Raw genomic sequence first — 14,066 nt, 5'->3', positions numbered from 1 at the left:
CCACTTAGCGCGCCCTGCGGCGATCACTACCCGGCACGGACTGCACGACCAGCAACGCACCACACAGCGTCAACACCATGTAGCTGAATGCCAACAGGCGAGCGAACTCGGCTTTCCAGAAGCTGACGACCAGGAAGATTGTTGCCGCCAGCAGGATGACCAACAGCAGCTGCCCTCGCGAATCCCGCAACACGCTGCGCGCGCCCTCCAGCCAGGCCAGCAGCCCCAACTGAAGCACGCCACAGAACGCCGCAAACCCCACCAACAACGGGGAAAGACTGCGAGACAGCTCTTCCACCAACAATGGCGCGAATCCCACTCGCTCCAAGGCTGGCAGAACCACGAAGTGCAGCAGCCAGAGGCCGCCGACCCAGAATGTCTGGGCCAGCTGCCACCCGGCTACCGCTGCACGGGACGAGCGTCGATCAGATATGGCGAACCTCGACGATCTCGTACTCGACCAGACCGCTGGGCGTCTTCACCACCACCACATCACCCTCGACCTTGCCCACCAGCGCTCGCGCGATGGGGGAGCTGACCGAGAGCTTGCCACGCTTGATGTCGGCCTCGTCGTCACCCACGATCTGGTAGGTCACGGTTTCGTCGGTCTCGACGTTGGCGATGTCCACGGTCACACCGAAGATCACCTTGCCACTGTGGGGGATGGTGGTGATGTCGATGATGTGGGCGTTAGACAGCTTGGCCTCGATGTCGCGGATGCGCGCCTCGGCCAGGCCCTGCTGCTCACGGGCAGCATGGTACTCGGCGTTCTCCTTGAGATCGCCCAGCTCACGCGCCTCAGCAATGGCCTGGCTGATCTTCGGGCGCTCGATCTTGAGCGCCTTGAGTTCGTCTTCCAAGGCCTGAGCGCCCTGGATGGTCATCGGAAACTTGGTCATGCGTTGATTCCTGCATGGAGATCCTGCAAGCGGCGCACGGTCTTCTCGGGACCGAACTTGAGCGCCTCACAGACCGCCTGCCCCGCCGCGATGGTGGTGGTGCAGTAGATCTTGTGCTGCAGGGCGTTACGACGGATCGAGTAGGAGTCGGCAATGGACTGACGCCCCTCGGTGGTATTGATGATCAGGGTGACCTCATCGTTCTTGATCATGTCGACCACATGGGGACGACCTTCGGTCACCTTGTTCACCCGGCGTACCGGCAGGCCGGCGGCCTCGATGACACGCGCGGTACCGGCAGTCGCCACGACCTCGAAGCCCAGCGCCACCAGGTCACGAGCGACTTGAACGGCCTCGGCCTTGTCGTCTTCGCGCACGCTGATGAAGGCAGTACCGGAGTTCGGGAGGATCTCGCTGGCACCGAGCTGGGCCTTGGCAAAGGCCTCGCCGAAGGTATCACCCACGCCCATGACCTCGCCAGTGGACTTCATTTCCGGGCCGAGGATCGGGTCGACGCCCGGGAACTTGGCGAAGGGGAACACCGCCTCCTTGACGCTGAAGAACGGCGGGATGATCTCCTGGGTGAAGCCGACCTCAGCCAGGCTCTTGCCTGCCATGACGCGTGCGGCCACCTTGGCCAGGGACTCGCCGATGCACTTGGAGACGAACGGCACGGTACGGGACGCGCGCGGGTTCACCTCGATCACGTAGATGTCCTCGCCCTGCACAGCCATCTGCACGTTCATCAGGCCGACGACGCCCAGCTCCAGGGCCATCTTCTTGACCTGCTCGCGGATCTCGTCCTGGATGTGCTTCGGCAGCGAGTACGGCGGCAGCGAGCACGCGGAGTCACCGGAGTGCACGCCGGCCTGCTCGATGTGCTGCATGATCGCGCCGATCACGACGGTTTCTCCATCACACACCGCATCCACGTCCACCTCGATGGCGCAGTTGAGGAAGCGATCCAGCAGCACCGGGCTGTCGTTGGAGACCTTCACGGCCTCACGCATGTAGCGCTTGAGCTCTTCTTCCTGGTAGACGATTTCCATCGCACGGCCGCCCAGCACGTAGGACGGACGCACCACCATCGGGTAGCCGATGCCTTTGGACAGGGCCAGGGCTTCGTCTTCGCTACGGGCCGTGGCGTTGGCCGGTTGGCGCAGGTTGAGACGCTGGACCATCTGCTGGAAGCGCTCGCGGTCTTCGGCACGGTCGATGGCATCCGGGCTGGTGCCGATGATCGGCACGCCGGCCTCTTCGAGGGCGCGGCACAGCTTCAGCGGGGTTTGGCCGCCGTACTGCACGATGACGCCCTTGGGCTGCTCGACGCGGACGATCTCCAGTACGTCTTCCAGGGTCACCGGCTCGAAATACAGGCGATCCGAGGTGTCGTAGTCGGTGGAGACGGTCTCCGGGTTGCAGTTGACCATGATGGTCTCGTAGCCGTCTTCGCGCATCGCCAACGCGGCGTGTACGCAGCAGTAGTCGAACTCGATGCCTTGGCCGATGCGGTTGGGGCCGCCACCCAGGATCATGATCTTGTCGCGACCGGACGGGTTCGCCTCGCACTCTTCCTCGTAGGTCGAGTACATGTAGGCGGTGTCGGTGGCGAATTCGGCAGCACAGGTGTCGACGCGCTTGTACACCGGCAGCACTTTCAGCTTGTGGCGATGGGCCCGCAGGTTCTTCTCGGTGACACCCAGCAGCTTGGCGAGGCGCGCATCGGAGAAGCCCTTGCGCTTGAGGCGGTGCATCAGCTCGTAGTCGATCCCGGACAGGCCCAGGGTCTGCACCTGCTGCTCTTCCTTCACCAGGTCTTCGATCTGGATCAGGAACCACTCGTCAATGCGAGTGAGGTCGAACACTTCGTCGACCGTCTTGCCGGCGCGGAATGCGTCGGCCACGTACCAGATACGCTCGGCGCCCGGCACGGTCAGCTCGCGCTTGAGGATGCTCTCGGCCTCGGGGTCAGCCAGGTCCAGCTTGGGATCGAAGCCGGCAACGCCGACTTCCAGACCACGCAGGGCCTTCTGCACGGACTCCTGGAAGGTGCGACCGATGGCCATCACTTCGCCCACGGACTTCATCTGGGTGGTCAGGCGGGCGTCAGCCTTGGGGAACTTCTCGAAGGCAAAGCGCGGAACCTTGGTCACCACATAGTCGATGGCCGGCTCGAAGGACGCCGGGGTACGACCGCCGGTGATGTCGTTCTGCAGTTCGTCCAGGGTGTAGCCGACAGCCAGCTTGGCGGCGATCTTGGCGATCGGGAAGCCGGTGGCCTTGGAAGCCAGGGCGGAGGAGCGGGATACGCGCGGGTTCATCTCGATCACGACCATGCGGCCGGTGTTCGGGCAGATGCCGAACTGCACGTTGGAACCGCCGGTCTCCACGCCGATCTCGCGCAGCACCGCCAGGGAGGCGTTGCGCAGGATCTGGTATTCCTTGTCGGTCAGGGTCTGCGCGGGCGCCACGGTGATGGAGTCACCGGTGTGCACGCCCATCGGGTCGAAGTTCTCGATGGCGCAGACGATGATGCAGTTGTCCTTCTTGTCGCGGACAACCTCCATCTCGTATTCCTTCCAGCCGATCAGGGACTCGTCGATCAGCAGCTCGTTGGTCGGGGACAGGTCCAGGCCACGAGCACAGATCTCTTCGAACTCTTCACGGTTGTAGGCGATGCCGCCACCGGTGCCGCCCATGGTGAAGGACGGACGGATGATGCAGGGGAAGCCGACCATCTCGAGGACGCCATAGGCCTCCTCCATGCTGTGGGCGATGCCGGAGCGCGGGCAGGCCAGGCCGATGTCCTTCATGGCCTTGTCGAAGCGCGAACGGTCCTCGGCCTTGTCGATGGTGTCGGCGTTGGCACCGATCATCTCGACGCCGAACTTCTCCAGGACGCCATGGCGCTCCAGGTCCAGGGCGCAGTTCAGCGCGGTCTGGCCGCCCATAGTGGGCAGGAGGGCGTCAGGACGCTCCTTCTCGATGATCTTGGCAACGGTCTGCCACTTGATCGGCTCGATGTAGGTGGCGTCGGCCATGGCCGGGTCGGTCATGATGGTGGCCGGGTTGGAGTTCACCAGGATGACGCGGAAACCTTCTTCCTTCAGGGCCTTGCAGGCCTGGGCGCCCGAGTAGTCGAACTCGCAGGCCTGGCCGATGACGATGGGGCCGGCGCCGAGGATCAGGATGCTTTTGATATCTGTACGTTTTGGCATGGTCTTACTCGAATCCTTGGGTCAGTCGGCGAGGATCAGCGGCGCTTGGCCATGGTTTCGATGAAGCGATCGAACAGCGGAGCCACATCGTGCGGACCGGGGCTCGCCTCGGGGTGTCCCTGGAAGCTGAAGGCCACCTTGTCGGTACGCTCGATGCCCTGCAGGGTGCCGTCGAACAGCGACTTGTGGGTGGCACGCAGGTTGGCCGGCATGCTGGACTCGTCCACGGCGAAACCGTGGTTCTGGCTGGTGATCATCACCACGCCGGAATCCAGGTCCTGCACCGGGTGGTTGGCGCCGTGGTGACCGTGGCCCATCTTCATGGTGCGGGCACCGGAGGCCAGGGCCAGCAACTGGTGGCCCAGGCAGATACCGAACACCGGGATGTCGGTCTCGAGGATTTCCTTGATGGCGGCGATGGCGTAGTCGCAAGGCTCCGGGTCACCCGGGCCGTTGGACAGGAAGACGCCATCCGGATTCAGGGCGAGCACGTCCTTGGCCGGGGTCTTGGCCGGCACCACGGTCAGGCGGCAACCACGTGCGACGAGCATCCGCAGGATGTTCAGCTTCACGCCGTAGTCGTAGGCGACCACGTGGTAGGGCAGCTCGGCAGCAGCGATCTCGGGGTGGCTGTCGCTTTCCAGGTTCCAGACACTGGAGCGCCATTCATAAGGCTTCTCGCAGGTCACTTCCTTGGCCAGGTCCATGCCTTTCAGGCCCGGGAAGCTGCGTGCCAGTTCCAGCGCCTTTTCCTCGGTGGCATCGGCGCCGACCAGGATGCAGCCGTTCTGGGAGCCCTTCTCACGCAGGATGCGGGTCAGGCGGCGGGTATCAAGCCCGGCGATCGCAACGGTACCGGTCGCCTGCAGGTATTCCGGCAGGGACTGCTTGCTGCGCCAGTTGCTGGCCAGCAACGGCAGGTCGCGAATGATCAGGCCGGCGGCCCAGACGCGGTCGGACTCGGCATCTTCCGGCGTGATGCCGGTGTTGCCGATGTGGGGATAGGTCAGGGTGACGATCTGCTGCGCATAGGAAGGATCGGTGAGGATTTCCTGGTAGCCGGTCATGGCAGTGTTGAACACCACCTCTCCGATGGTCTGGCCGTCGGCCCCGATGGACTCGCCGCGGAAAATGCTGCCGTCGGCAAGCGCGAGTATGGCTGGCTTAGTCAAGAAGACCTCCCGTATCTAAGGCTGAAGCAAACGCAGATTGTAAAAAAGCGGGATGACGTTGATACCGTCACCCCGCTTTTTTATCTGAGCCATTTCTGCGTAACTTTTAGTGGACACACTAAAGCTGCAGCTTACAGGAATGCGTCATTTCGGTCCACAGGAAAGACATCACCAAACTGCATTCCGCGACCAATAATCAGCGCAGACCCAGCACATCCTGCATGTCGTAAAGACCGGCACCCTGGCCATCCAGCCACAGCGCGGCACGTACGGCACCACGAGCGAACGTCATGCGACTGGACGCCTTGTGGGTGATCTCGACACGCTCGCCATCGGCCGCGAACAGGACGGTATGGTCGCCGACGACATCACCTGCACGCACGGTGGCGAAGCCGATGGTTTCGCGCTCGCGAGCGCCCGTCTGCCCTTCACGGCCATAGACCGCCACCTTCGACAGGTCGCGCCCCAGGGCCTCGGCCACCACCTCACCCATGCGCAGCGCGGTGCCGGAGGGGGCATCCACCTTGTGACGGTGATGGGCTTCGATGATCTCGATGTCCACTTCGTCGCCGAGCACCCGCGCAGCGGTGTCCAGCAGCTTGAGGCAGAGATTCACCCCGACGCTGAAGTTTGCGGCAAAGACGATGGGGATCTGCTTGGCCGCCTCGGCCAGCAGCACCTTCTCCTCGGCGGTGAAACCGGTGGTGCCGATGACCATGGCCTTGCCCGCCTGGCGGCAGACCTCCAGGTTCTTGAGGGTCACCGACGGGTGGGTGAAGTCGATCAGCACGTCGAACTCGTCCACCACCTTGGCCAGGTCGCCCGAGAGCGGCACACCGATACGCCCCAGGGCGGCCAGCTCACCTGCATCAGCCCCCACCAGGGTGCTGTCGGGTCGATCGATGGCGGCGGTCAGGCCGGCACCCGGGTTCTGCTGGACCGCTTCGATCAGGGTCTTGCCCATGCGCCCGGCGGCGCCCATCACTGCAATACGTCGCATAACGAACAAAGCTCCAAGCTAGAAGCGCCAGGCCCCGCGCACGACCAGGCCAAGCCTGCCGTGCGCCGCCTGGCGCCCTGCGTCAAAGATCACCAAAGAAGCGCTTCATGCCTTCGAACCAGGTGCTGGCCTTGGGCGAATGGGAGCCGTCACTCTGCAGGCTCTTGCGGAACTCTTCCAGCAGTTCCCGCTGGCGCTTGTCCAGGTTCACCGGCGTCTCGACCACCACGCGGCACATCAGGTCGCCCGCACCACCACCCCGCACAGGGGCAACGCCTTTGCCACGCAGGCGGAACAGCTTGCCGGTCTGGGTTGCCTCGGGGATCTTCAACTTGACGCGGCCGTCCAGGGTCGGCACCTCCAGCTCACCGCCCAGCGCCGCATCGGCGAAGCTGATCGGCACCTCGCAGTACAGGTGCTTGCCATCACGCTGGAAGATCGGGTGCTCGCGCACGTTGACCACCACGTACAGGTCGCCGGGTGGCCCGCCCATCACACCCGCCTCGCCTTCGCCGGACAGGCGGATGCGGTCACCGGTGTCCACGCCGGACGGTACCTTCACCGACAGGGTCTTGTGCTCTTCCACACGCCCCTGACCATGGCAGCTGCCGCACGGGTCGCTGATCATCTTGCCGGTGCCGTGGCAGCGCGGGCAGGTCTGCTGGACGGAGAAGAAGCCCTGCTGCATGCGCACCTGCCCAATGCCACCACAGGTGGTGCAGGTGACGGGGCTGGTGCCTTTCTTCGCACCGGAGCCATCGCAGGTCTTGCAGTTGACCAGGGTCGGCACACGGATGGTCACGGTCGTGCCGCGAACCGCCTCTTCGAGATCCAGCTCAAGGGTGTAGCGCAGGTCGCTGCCGCGCTGGGCACCGCCACGCTGGCCACCACGCTGGCCACCGAAGAAGTCGCTGAACACGTCACCGAAGATGTCGGAGAAGCTCGCACCGCCGAACCCTGCCCCACCGCCGCCGCCCATCTGCGGGTCGACGCCGGCGTGGCCGTATTGGTCGTAGGCCGCGCGCTTGCTGGCATCCGAGAGGATTTCGTAGGCCTCGTTGGCCTCCTTGAATTTCTCCTCGGACTCCTTGTCCCCCGGGTTGCGGTCCGGGTGGTACTTCATGGCCAGGCGACGATAGGCCTTCTTCAGCTCGGCCTCGCTGGCGCCACGCTCCACACCGAGGATTTCGTAAAAGTCACGTTTAGCCATTGGTTCTCTGCACTCTGAAAGTTTCGCGCCCTCCAGACACGCCGACGCGGGAGCAAGCCCCCGCGCGGCGAATCACCCCGAGCCGAGCGGCCCGGGGCAGGAGCGCAAGCAAGCGTGGCGCTTACTTGTTGTCCTTGACCTCTTCGAACTCGGCGTCGACGGCATCGTCGGCAGCCTTGTCGTCGCCTGCGGGAGCACCCTCGCCGGCCTTGGCCTGCTCGGCGTACATCTTCTGCGCCAGCGGAGCGGAAGCCTGGGACAGCGCGTTCATCTTGGCTTCGATCTCGGCCTTGTCATCGCCTTTCACGGCAACTTCCAGCTCGCCTACGGCTTTCTCGATGGCCGCTTTCTCTTCAGCAGTAGCCTTGTCGCCCGCTTCAGTGATCATCTTGCGGGTGGCGTGAACCAGCGCATCGCCCTGGTTGCGGGCGCCGGCCAGCTCTTCGAACTTGCGGTCTTCCTCGGCGTTGGCTTCGGCGTCACGCACCATCTGCTGGATTTCTTCCTCGGACAGGCCGGAGTTGGCCTTGATCACGATGGACTGCTGCTTGCCGGTGGCCTTGTCCTTGGCGGACACGTGCAGGATGCCGTTGGCGTCGATGTCGAAAGTCACTTCGATCTGCGGCACGCCACGCGGAGCCGGCGGGATCTCGGCCAGGTCGAACTTGCCCAGGGACTTGTTCTGGCCGGCCTGCTTGCGCTCACCCTGCAGCACGTGAATGGTCACGGCGGACTGGTTGTCGTCGGCAGTGGAGAACACCTGGGACTTCTTGGTCGGGATGGTGGTGTTCTTCTCGATCAGCGGAGTCATCACGCCACCCAGGGTCTCGATACCCAGGGTCAGCGGGCTCACGTCGAGCAGCAGCACGTCCTTCACGTCACCAGCCAGTACGGCGCCCTGGATGGCCGCACCGATGGCGACGGCTTCGTCCGGGTTGACGTCCTTGCGCGCTTCCTTGCCGAAGAAATCGGCCACCTGCTTCTGCACCAGCGGCATGCGGGTCTGACCACCGACCAGGATGACTTCGTGGATGTCGCCCACGTCCAGGCCAGCATCTTTCAGCGCGATGCGGCACGGCTCGATGGTGCGAGCAACCAGGTCTTCCACCAGGGCTTCCAGCTTGGCGCGGGAAATCTTCACGTTCAGGTGCTTCGGACCGGTCTGGTCTGCAGTGATGTACGGCAGGTTGACGTCGGTCTGCTGGCTGGAGGACAGCTCGATCTTGGCCTTCTCGGCAGCCTCTTTCAGGCGCTGCATGGCCAGCGGGTCGCCCTTCAGGTCCATGCCGGACTCTTTCTTGAACTCGTCGACGAGGTAGTCGATCAGGCGGATGTCGAAGTCCTCACCACCCAGGAAGGTGTCGCCGTTGGTGGCCAGCACTTCGAACTGGTGCTCGCCGTCCACTTCGGCGATCTCGATGACCGACACGTCGAAGGTACCGCCACCCAGGTCATAGACGATCACGGTGTGGTCGCCCTTGGCCTTGTCCATGCCGTAGGCCAGCGCAGCCGCAGTGGGCTCGTTGATGATGCGCTTGACATCCAGACCGGCGATGCGACCGGCGTCCTTGGTGGCCTGGCGCTGGCTGTCGTTGAAGTAGGCCGGAACGGTGATGACGGCTTCGGTCACCGGCTCGCCGAGATAGTCTTCGGCAGTCTTCTTCATTTTCTTCAGCACTTCCGCAGAGATTTGCGGAGGCGCCATCTTCTGGCCCTTCACTTCGACCCAGGCGTCACCGTTGTCAGCCTTGGCGATCTTGTAGGGGACCATCTTGATGTCTTTCTGCACGACGTCTTCTTCGAAGCGACGACCGATCAGGCGCTTTACGGCGTACAGGGTGTTGTGCGGGTTGGTGACGGCCTGGCGCTTGGCGGACTGACCGACCAGGATCTCGCCGTCGTTGGTGTAGGCGATGATCGAGGGGGTGGTACGCGCGCCTTCGGCGTTCTCGATCACCTTGACGTTGCCATTCTCAAGAATGGAAACGCAGGAGTTGGTGGTACCCAGGTCGATACCGATGATCTTGCCCATATTCTCTCTCCCGAAACTTTGATTTCTTTACGGCCCCGCTCGCTTGGGGGCCGCATCAGCATGTGAACGCTTGGACTACCAGATGGGGGCCCTGAGCCGGATTTCAAGCCTGCTCGTCGATGGACGGCGGCGCTTCGGCCGGGGCCTTGCTGACCACGACCATGGCCGGGCGCAGCAGGCGGCCGTTGAGCAGGTAACCCTTCTGGAAGACCTTCAGGACGCTACCTGGCTCGACATGGGTGCTCTCTTCCATTGCCATCGCCTGATGATGCTCCGGGTTGAACGGAGCGCCATGGGGATCGACGGCCTCGACCTGGAAGCGCTTCAGGGTGTCGTGGAACAGCTTCAGGGTCAGCTCGACGCCTTCACGTACAGGGCGAACGGCCTCGTCCTCGGCACTGGTCAGCTCCAGGCCGCGCTCCAGGCTGTCGACCACCGGCAGCAGGTCGTTGGCGAACTTCTCCAGGGCGAACTTGTGTGCCTTCTCGACATCCTGCTCCGCACGGCGGCGGATGTTCTGCAGCTCGGCGGCGGTACGCAGGGACTGGTCCTGGGCCGCAGCCAGTTGCTCCTCCAGCGCCTGGACGCGGGCCACGAGGTCCTCGCCCGCCACGTCAGCCGGTGCGCTCACCTCGGGGTTCTGGGTATCCAGGTTCTGTTCGTCTGCCATGCCTTCCTCCTTACTGAAACGGTGGCGGGGAATGACCCGCCGATCTGTCCGCCTATATGGGGTCGCAATTTGTCGCTTCAAGGGCAGCAGGCGATTGTCAGCCGGAAAACAAACACTGTATAAATAGCCAGCCTAAGCCCAGGGGAGTCCCCGCCATGCTGGTCCACCTCTCAGTCCACAACTACGCCATCGTCGAGCACCTGGATCTTGAGCTCGAAGGCGGTATGACCGTGATCACCGGCGAGACCGGCGCGGGCAAGTCGATCATGCTCGACGCCCTCGGCCTGACCCTGGGCGACCGCGCCGACAGCGGCGCCGTCCGCCCCGGCGCGGAGAAGGCCGACATCCTCGCCAGCTTCGACCTGAGCGACATCCCCGAAGCCCGCACCTGGCTCGCCGAGCGGGACCTGGAAACCGACGGCCCGTGCATCCTGCGCCGGGTCATCACTGCGGAAGGCCGCTCCCGTGCCTATATAAACGGCACGCCCTGCCCCCAGGGCGATCTCAAGGCACTTGGCGAACTGCTGATCGACATCCACAGCCAGCATGAGCATCAGTCGCTGCTCAAGCCGGACACCCATCGGCGCCTGCTGGACGAATTTGCCGGCGCCAGCGACCTGGCCCGCCAGGTCCAGCTCGCTGCCCAGCGCTGGCGCCAGACCCGCCAGGAGCTCCAGCGCCTGTCCCGCAACAGCGAGGAGCAGCGCGCCCGCCACCAATTACTCAGCTACCAGTTGGAAGAGCTGGAGCAACTGGCCCTCGGCGACAACGAACTGGAGCAACTGGAAGCCGAGCACAAGACCCTGTCCAACGCCGAAGGCCTGCTGGCCGGCTGCCGCCAGGTACTGGAAATGTGCAGCGAGAGCGATGCCGGCAACGTCCTCAGCGCCCTCACCTCCAGCCTCAACCGCCTGACGGCCTTCAACGCCCAGCAGGGCCCCATTGCCGAAGCCGCCAACCTGCTGGCCAGCGCCCAGATCCAGGTGGAAGAAGCGGTCGGCGAGATCAACCGCTTCATCGACCATTTCGATGCCGACCCCCACCGCCAGCAGGAGGTCGAAGAACGCCTCGATACGCTCTATACCCTGGCCCGCAAGCACCGCATCCATCCCAGCGAACTGCCCCATCTGCAGCACACGCTGCTGGAGGAGATCGAAGCGCTCAATGCCGATGACGAAGCAGTGGAGCGCCTCGGGGACGAACTGGCGGCCTATGCCCGCCACTACCAGGCAAAAGCCGCCGAGCTGAGCCAGTTGCGCGGCAAAGCAGCCGGCAAGCTGGCCAAGGCCGTGGAGACGGAGATGCAACGCCTGGGCATGCCCGGTGGGCGTTTCAGCATCGAGCTGCGCGGTATCGAAAGCGACGAACCCCAGCCGAACGGGCAGGAACAGGTGGAGTTCCTGGTCAGCGCCAACCCGGGTCAGCCCCTCAAGGGCCTGGCCAAGGTTGCCTCAGGCGGCGAGCTGTCCCGGATCAGCCTGGCCATCCAGGTCATCACCGCACAGACCTCGCGGGTACCGACCCTGGTGTTCGACGAAGTGGACGTGGGCATCGGTGGCCCCACCGCAGAAGTGGTCGGCCAGTTGCTACGGCGCCTGGGCGAACGCGGCCAGGTCCTCACCGTCACCCACCTGCCCCAGGTGGCCGCCCAGGGCCATCACCACCTCTTCGTGCACAAGAAGCGCGGCAGCAAGGAAACCCGTACCGCCGTCGCCAACCTCGACGACGCGGCGCGCGTGGAGGAGATCGCCCGCATGCTGGGCGGCGTCGACCTCACCGAAGAGTCCATCGCTCACGCCCGCAAGATGGTCACCAGCGCCCGCCACTGATTCGCGCAGGCATGAAAAAGGCGACCCGAGGTCGCCTTTTTCATGGAGCGGAAATCACTTCTTCTTGCGCACGTACAGCACCAGATTGTGATCGACGAGCTCGAAGCCGTGCTCTTTCACGATCTCTTTCTGCCGCTTTTCGATTTCGGCGTCGATGAATTCGATGACCTCACCGGAGTCCACGCAGACCATGTGGTCGTGGTGGCCGCTGTCAGCCAGTTCGAACACGGCATGGCCGCCATCGAAGTTGTGGCGGACGACGAGGCCGGCAGCCTCGAACTGGGTAAGCACGCGGTAGACCGTCGCAAGGCCTACGTCCTCGCCGGCTTCCATCAGTGCCTTGTACACATCCTCGGCACTCATGTGACGCTGATCGGCGGAGTCGAGCATCTGAAGGATCTTCACCCGAGGCAGGGTGACCTTCAGACCGGCTTTGCGAAGTTCGTTATTTTCAACCATGGTCAGCTTTCTCGTGGATGCTGCTTCGCAGCTTCCCTCAATGCGGGTATGATCGGATTTTCGTTGCCCAGCCAAGATAGTGGAAGTCACCCACCGATGCAAAACACCAAGCTCCTGCTGACCAGCCTCTCATTTGCAGGCCTGCTCGCACTCGCCGGTTGTTCGTTTCCCGGTGTCTACAAGATCGACATCCAGCAAGGCAACGTCGTAACGCAGGACATGATAGACCAGTTGAAGCCCGGAATGACCCGGCGCCAAGTGCGGTTTATCATGGGCAACCCCTTGATTCTCGATACCTTCCACGCCAACCGCTGGGATTACCTCTACAGCATCCAGCCCGGCGGCGGCCAGCGTCAGCAGGAGCGCGTCACGCTGCTGTTCGACGGCAACGACCAGTTGATCGGCCTGGGCGGTGACTTCATGCCTGGCGTCAGCCGCGACGAGGCGATCCTCGGCAGCGACGGCAACAACCAGGTCACCCCGAACAAACCCACCCAGCAGAAGCCGGAAGAGAAAGCCAAGCCCGGTTCGCTGCTGGAGCAGATCCAGAAGGAAGTGGACCAGGTGGAAACCGTACCGGTCCCGATCCCGGAGCCCCTGGACACCACGCCGCAATAACTGCAGCGCACATGAAAAAGCCCGGACTGGTTCCGGGCTTTTTTGTACCTGCCTGATCGAGAAGGGCCGACAGCCGCAGCGTCCTCAGACGCCGATCAATCGCCCCGCCCCTCTCCCCTGGCCTGAGCCGCACGCGCGGCACGCGCCTTGCGCACCTCCTTCGGATCGGCCACCAGGGGGCGATAGACCTCGATGCGATCCCCCGCCTCGACCTGCCGAACCTCGGCGTCCTGCGCCGCCTTGCCGAAGATGCCCAGCGGCGCAGCCGCCAGGTCCAGGTCGGGAAACGCATCCGCCAGCCCCGCCATCAGCACGGCCTGGCGCAACGTCGTGCCGGCCGGCACATCCAGCCGCACCAGGCGCTGACGATCAGGCAGCGCGCACACCACCTCGACGGTGATCAGCGACTCAGCCATACAGCTGCTTGGCCCGCTGGCAGAAGGCATCCACCAAGGTATTCGCCGCCTGGTTGAACAGCGGCCCCAGGGTCGCCTTGACGATCGGCCCGGCATAGTCGAAGGACAGGTCCAGGCTGATCTTGCAGGCCTTCTCGCCCAGCGCCTTGAAGTGCCAGACCCCATGCAGTTCGGTGAACGGCCCTTCCTCCAGGTTCATCTCGATGCTCGCCCCCTCCACCAGCACATTGCGGGTGACGAAGCGCTGGCTGATCCCGCCCTTGGCCACGCCCAGGCTGGCCACCATGTGCGACTCGCTCGACTCCAGCACCTCGCTGCTCGCGCACCAGGGCAGGAACTCGGGGTAGCGCACCACATCGTTGACCAGGTCGTAGAGCGCCTTGGCGGGATAGGGGAGCAGCGCGGAACGCTGGATATGCGTGGACATCGGAGCCTCTGAACGTCAGTCAGTCGGCTGCAGCAGGGGCAACACGGCTGGTCAAAAAAAGAGCGCGCATTGTCGGGGATTCGCCCAACGCGCTCAAGCCTACGCCGCCGTAGCGG

At 63.9% G+C, this 14,066-nt stretch carries 13 protein-coding genes; 2 read left to right on the top strand and 11 right to left on the bottom strand.

Translation table 11 applies throughout. The annotated features are described in order from the left end of the window. Positions 1-4: 4 nt before the first annotated feature. From FBY21_RS24150 to grpE, 8 genes are all read right to left on the bottom strand, one after another. Complete coding sequence (locus FBY21_RS24150; RefSeq protein ID WP_313904203.1) at positions 5-304, bottom strand: hypothetical protein; 300 nt, start codon at positions 302-304, stop codon at positions 5-7. Between the two features lie 121 nt (positions 305-425). After that, positions 426-899 (bottom strand): transcription elongation factor GreA, encoded by a 474-nt coding sequence (gene greA / locus FBY21_RS24145; RefSeq protein WP_044413709.1) that lies wholly within the window; start codon positions 897-899, stop codon positions 426-428. After that, positions 896-4,117 (bottom strand): carbamoyl-phosphate synthase large subunit, encoded by a 3,222-nt coding sequence (gene carB / locus FBY21_RS24140; protein WP_142014276.1) that lies wholly within the window; start codon positions 4,115-4,117, stop codon positions 896-898. The genes greA and carB overlap by 4 nt, the downstream gene beginning before the upstream one ends. A gap of 35 nt (positions 4,118-4,152) precedes the next feature. Continuing rightward, the gene (carA, locus tag FBY21_RS24135; protein ID WP_044413703.1) at positions 4,153-5,289 is read right to left on the bottom strand and encodes a glutamine-hydrolyzing carbamoyl-phosphate synthase small subunit; all 1,137 of its coding nucleotides are present in this window, start codon (positions 5,287-5,289) and stop codon (positions 4,153-4,155) included. A 196-nt stretch (positions 5,290-5,485) separates the two neighbouring features. After that, the gene (dapB, locus tag FBY21_RS24130; RefSeq protein WP_107328318.1) at positions 5,486-6,289 is read right to left on the bottom strand and encodes a 4-hydroxy-tetrahydrodipicolinate reductase; all 804 of its coding nucleotides are present in this window, start codon (positions 6,287-6,289) and stop codon (positions 5,486-5,488) included. Positions 6,290-6,371: 82 nt separating this feature from the next. Then, the gene (dnaJ, locus tag FBY21_RS24125; protein WP_044413696.1) at positions 6,372-7,499 is read right to left on the bottom strand and encodes a molecular chaperone DnaJ; all 1,128 of its coding nucleotides are present in this window, start codon (positions 7,497-7,499) and stop codon (positions 6,372-6,374) included. A gap of 121 nt (positions 7,500-7,620) precedes the next feature. Further along, a complete protein-coding gene (gene dnaK / locus FBY21_RS24120) occupies positions 7,621-9,531 on the bottom strand; it encodes a molecular chaperone DnaK (RefSeq protein ID WP_069564936.1) in 1,911 nt (636 codons plus the stop codon). A 103-nt stretch (positions 9,532-9,634) separates the two neighbouring features. Then, on the bottom strand, positions 9,635-10,201 hold the full coding sequence (grpE, locus tag FBY21_RS24115; protein ID WP_044413691.1) for a nucleotide exchange factor GrpE: 567 nt from the start codon (positions 10,199-10,201) through the stop codon (positions 9,635-9,637). Between the two features lie 155 nt (positions 10,202-10,356). Between grpE and recN the strand changes: the two genes are divergently transcribed. Next, positions 10,357-12,030, top strand: coding sequence for a DNA repair protein RecN (gene recN / locus FBY21_RS24110; RefSeq protein WP_142014273.1), 1,674 nt, complete (start codon positions 10,357-10,359; stop codon positions 12,028-12,030). A gap of 54 nt (positions 12,031-12,084) precedes the next feature. On the opposite strand, the gene fur is transcribed toward recN, so the two are convergent. After that, complete coding sequence (gene fur / locus FBY21_RS24105) at positions 12,085-12,489, bottom strand: ferric iron uptake transcriptional regulator (RefSeq protein ID WP_044413688.1); 405 nt, start codon at positions 12,487-12,489, stop codon at positions 12,085-12,087. A 96-nt stretch (positions 12,490-12,585) separates the two neighbouring features. Here fur and FBY21_RS24100 point away from each other — a divergent pair, with 96 nt between their 5' ends. Then, positions 12,586-13,107 (top strand): outer membrane protein assembly factor BamE, encoded by a 522-nt coding sequence (locus FBY21_RS24100; RefSeq protein WP_074970392.1) that lies wholly within the window; start codon positions 12,586-12,588, stop codon positions 13,105-13,107. A gap of 95 nt (positions 13,108-13,202) precedes the next feature. On the opposite strand, the gene FBY21_RS24095 is transcribed toward FBY21_RS24100, so the two are convergent. Both FBY21_RS24095 and FBY21_RS24090 read right to left on the bottom strand, forming a co-directional pair. Continuing rightward, entirely contained in the window at positions 13,203-13,523 is a 321-nt protein-coding gene (locus FBY21_RS24095; RefSeq protein WP_142014270.1) for an RnfH family protein, read from the bottom strand. Next, the gene (locus tag FBY21_RS24090; protein ID WP_069561650.1) at positions 13,516-13,950 is read right to left on the bottom strand and encodes a type II toxin-antitoxin system RatA family toxin; all 435 of its coding nucleotides are present in this window, start codon (positions 13,948-13,950) and stop codon (positions 13,516-13,518) included. The genes FBY21_RS24095 and FBY21_RS24090 overlap by 8 nt, the downstream gene beginning before the upstream one ends. Between the last annotated feature and the right edge of the window lie 116 nt (positions 13,951-14,066).

The sequence above is a fragment of the Pseudomonas sp. SLBN-26 genome, assembly GCF_006715895.1.
Lineage (GTDB): Bacteria > Pseudomonadota > Gammaproteobacteria > Pseudomonadales > Pseudomonadaceae > Metapseudomonas > Metapseudomonas otitidis.
The sequence above is the reverse complement of the archived record's forward strand: the minus strand, read 5'-3'. Positions and strand labels throughout refer to the sequence as shown.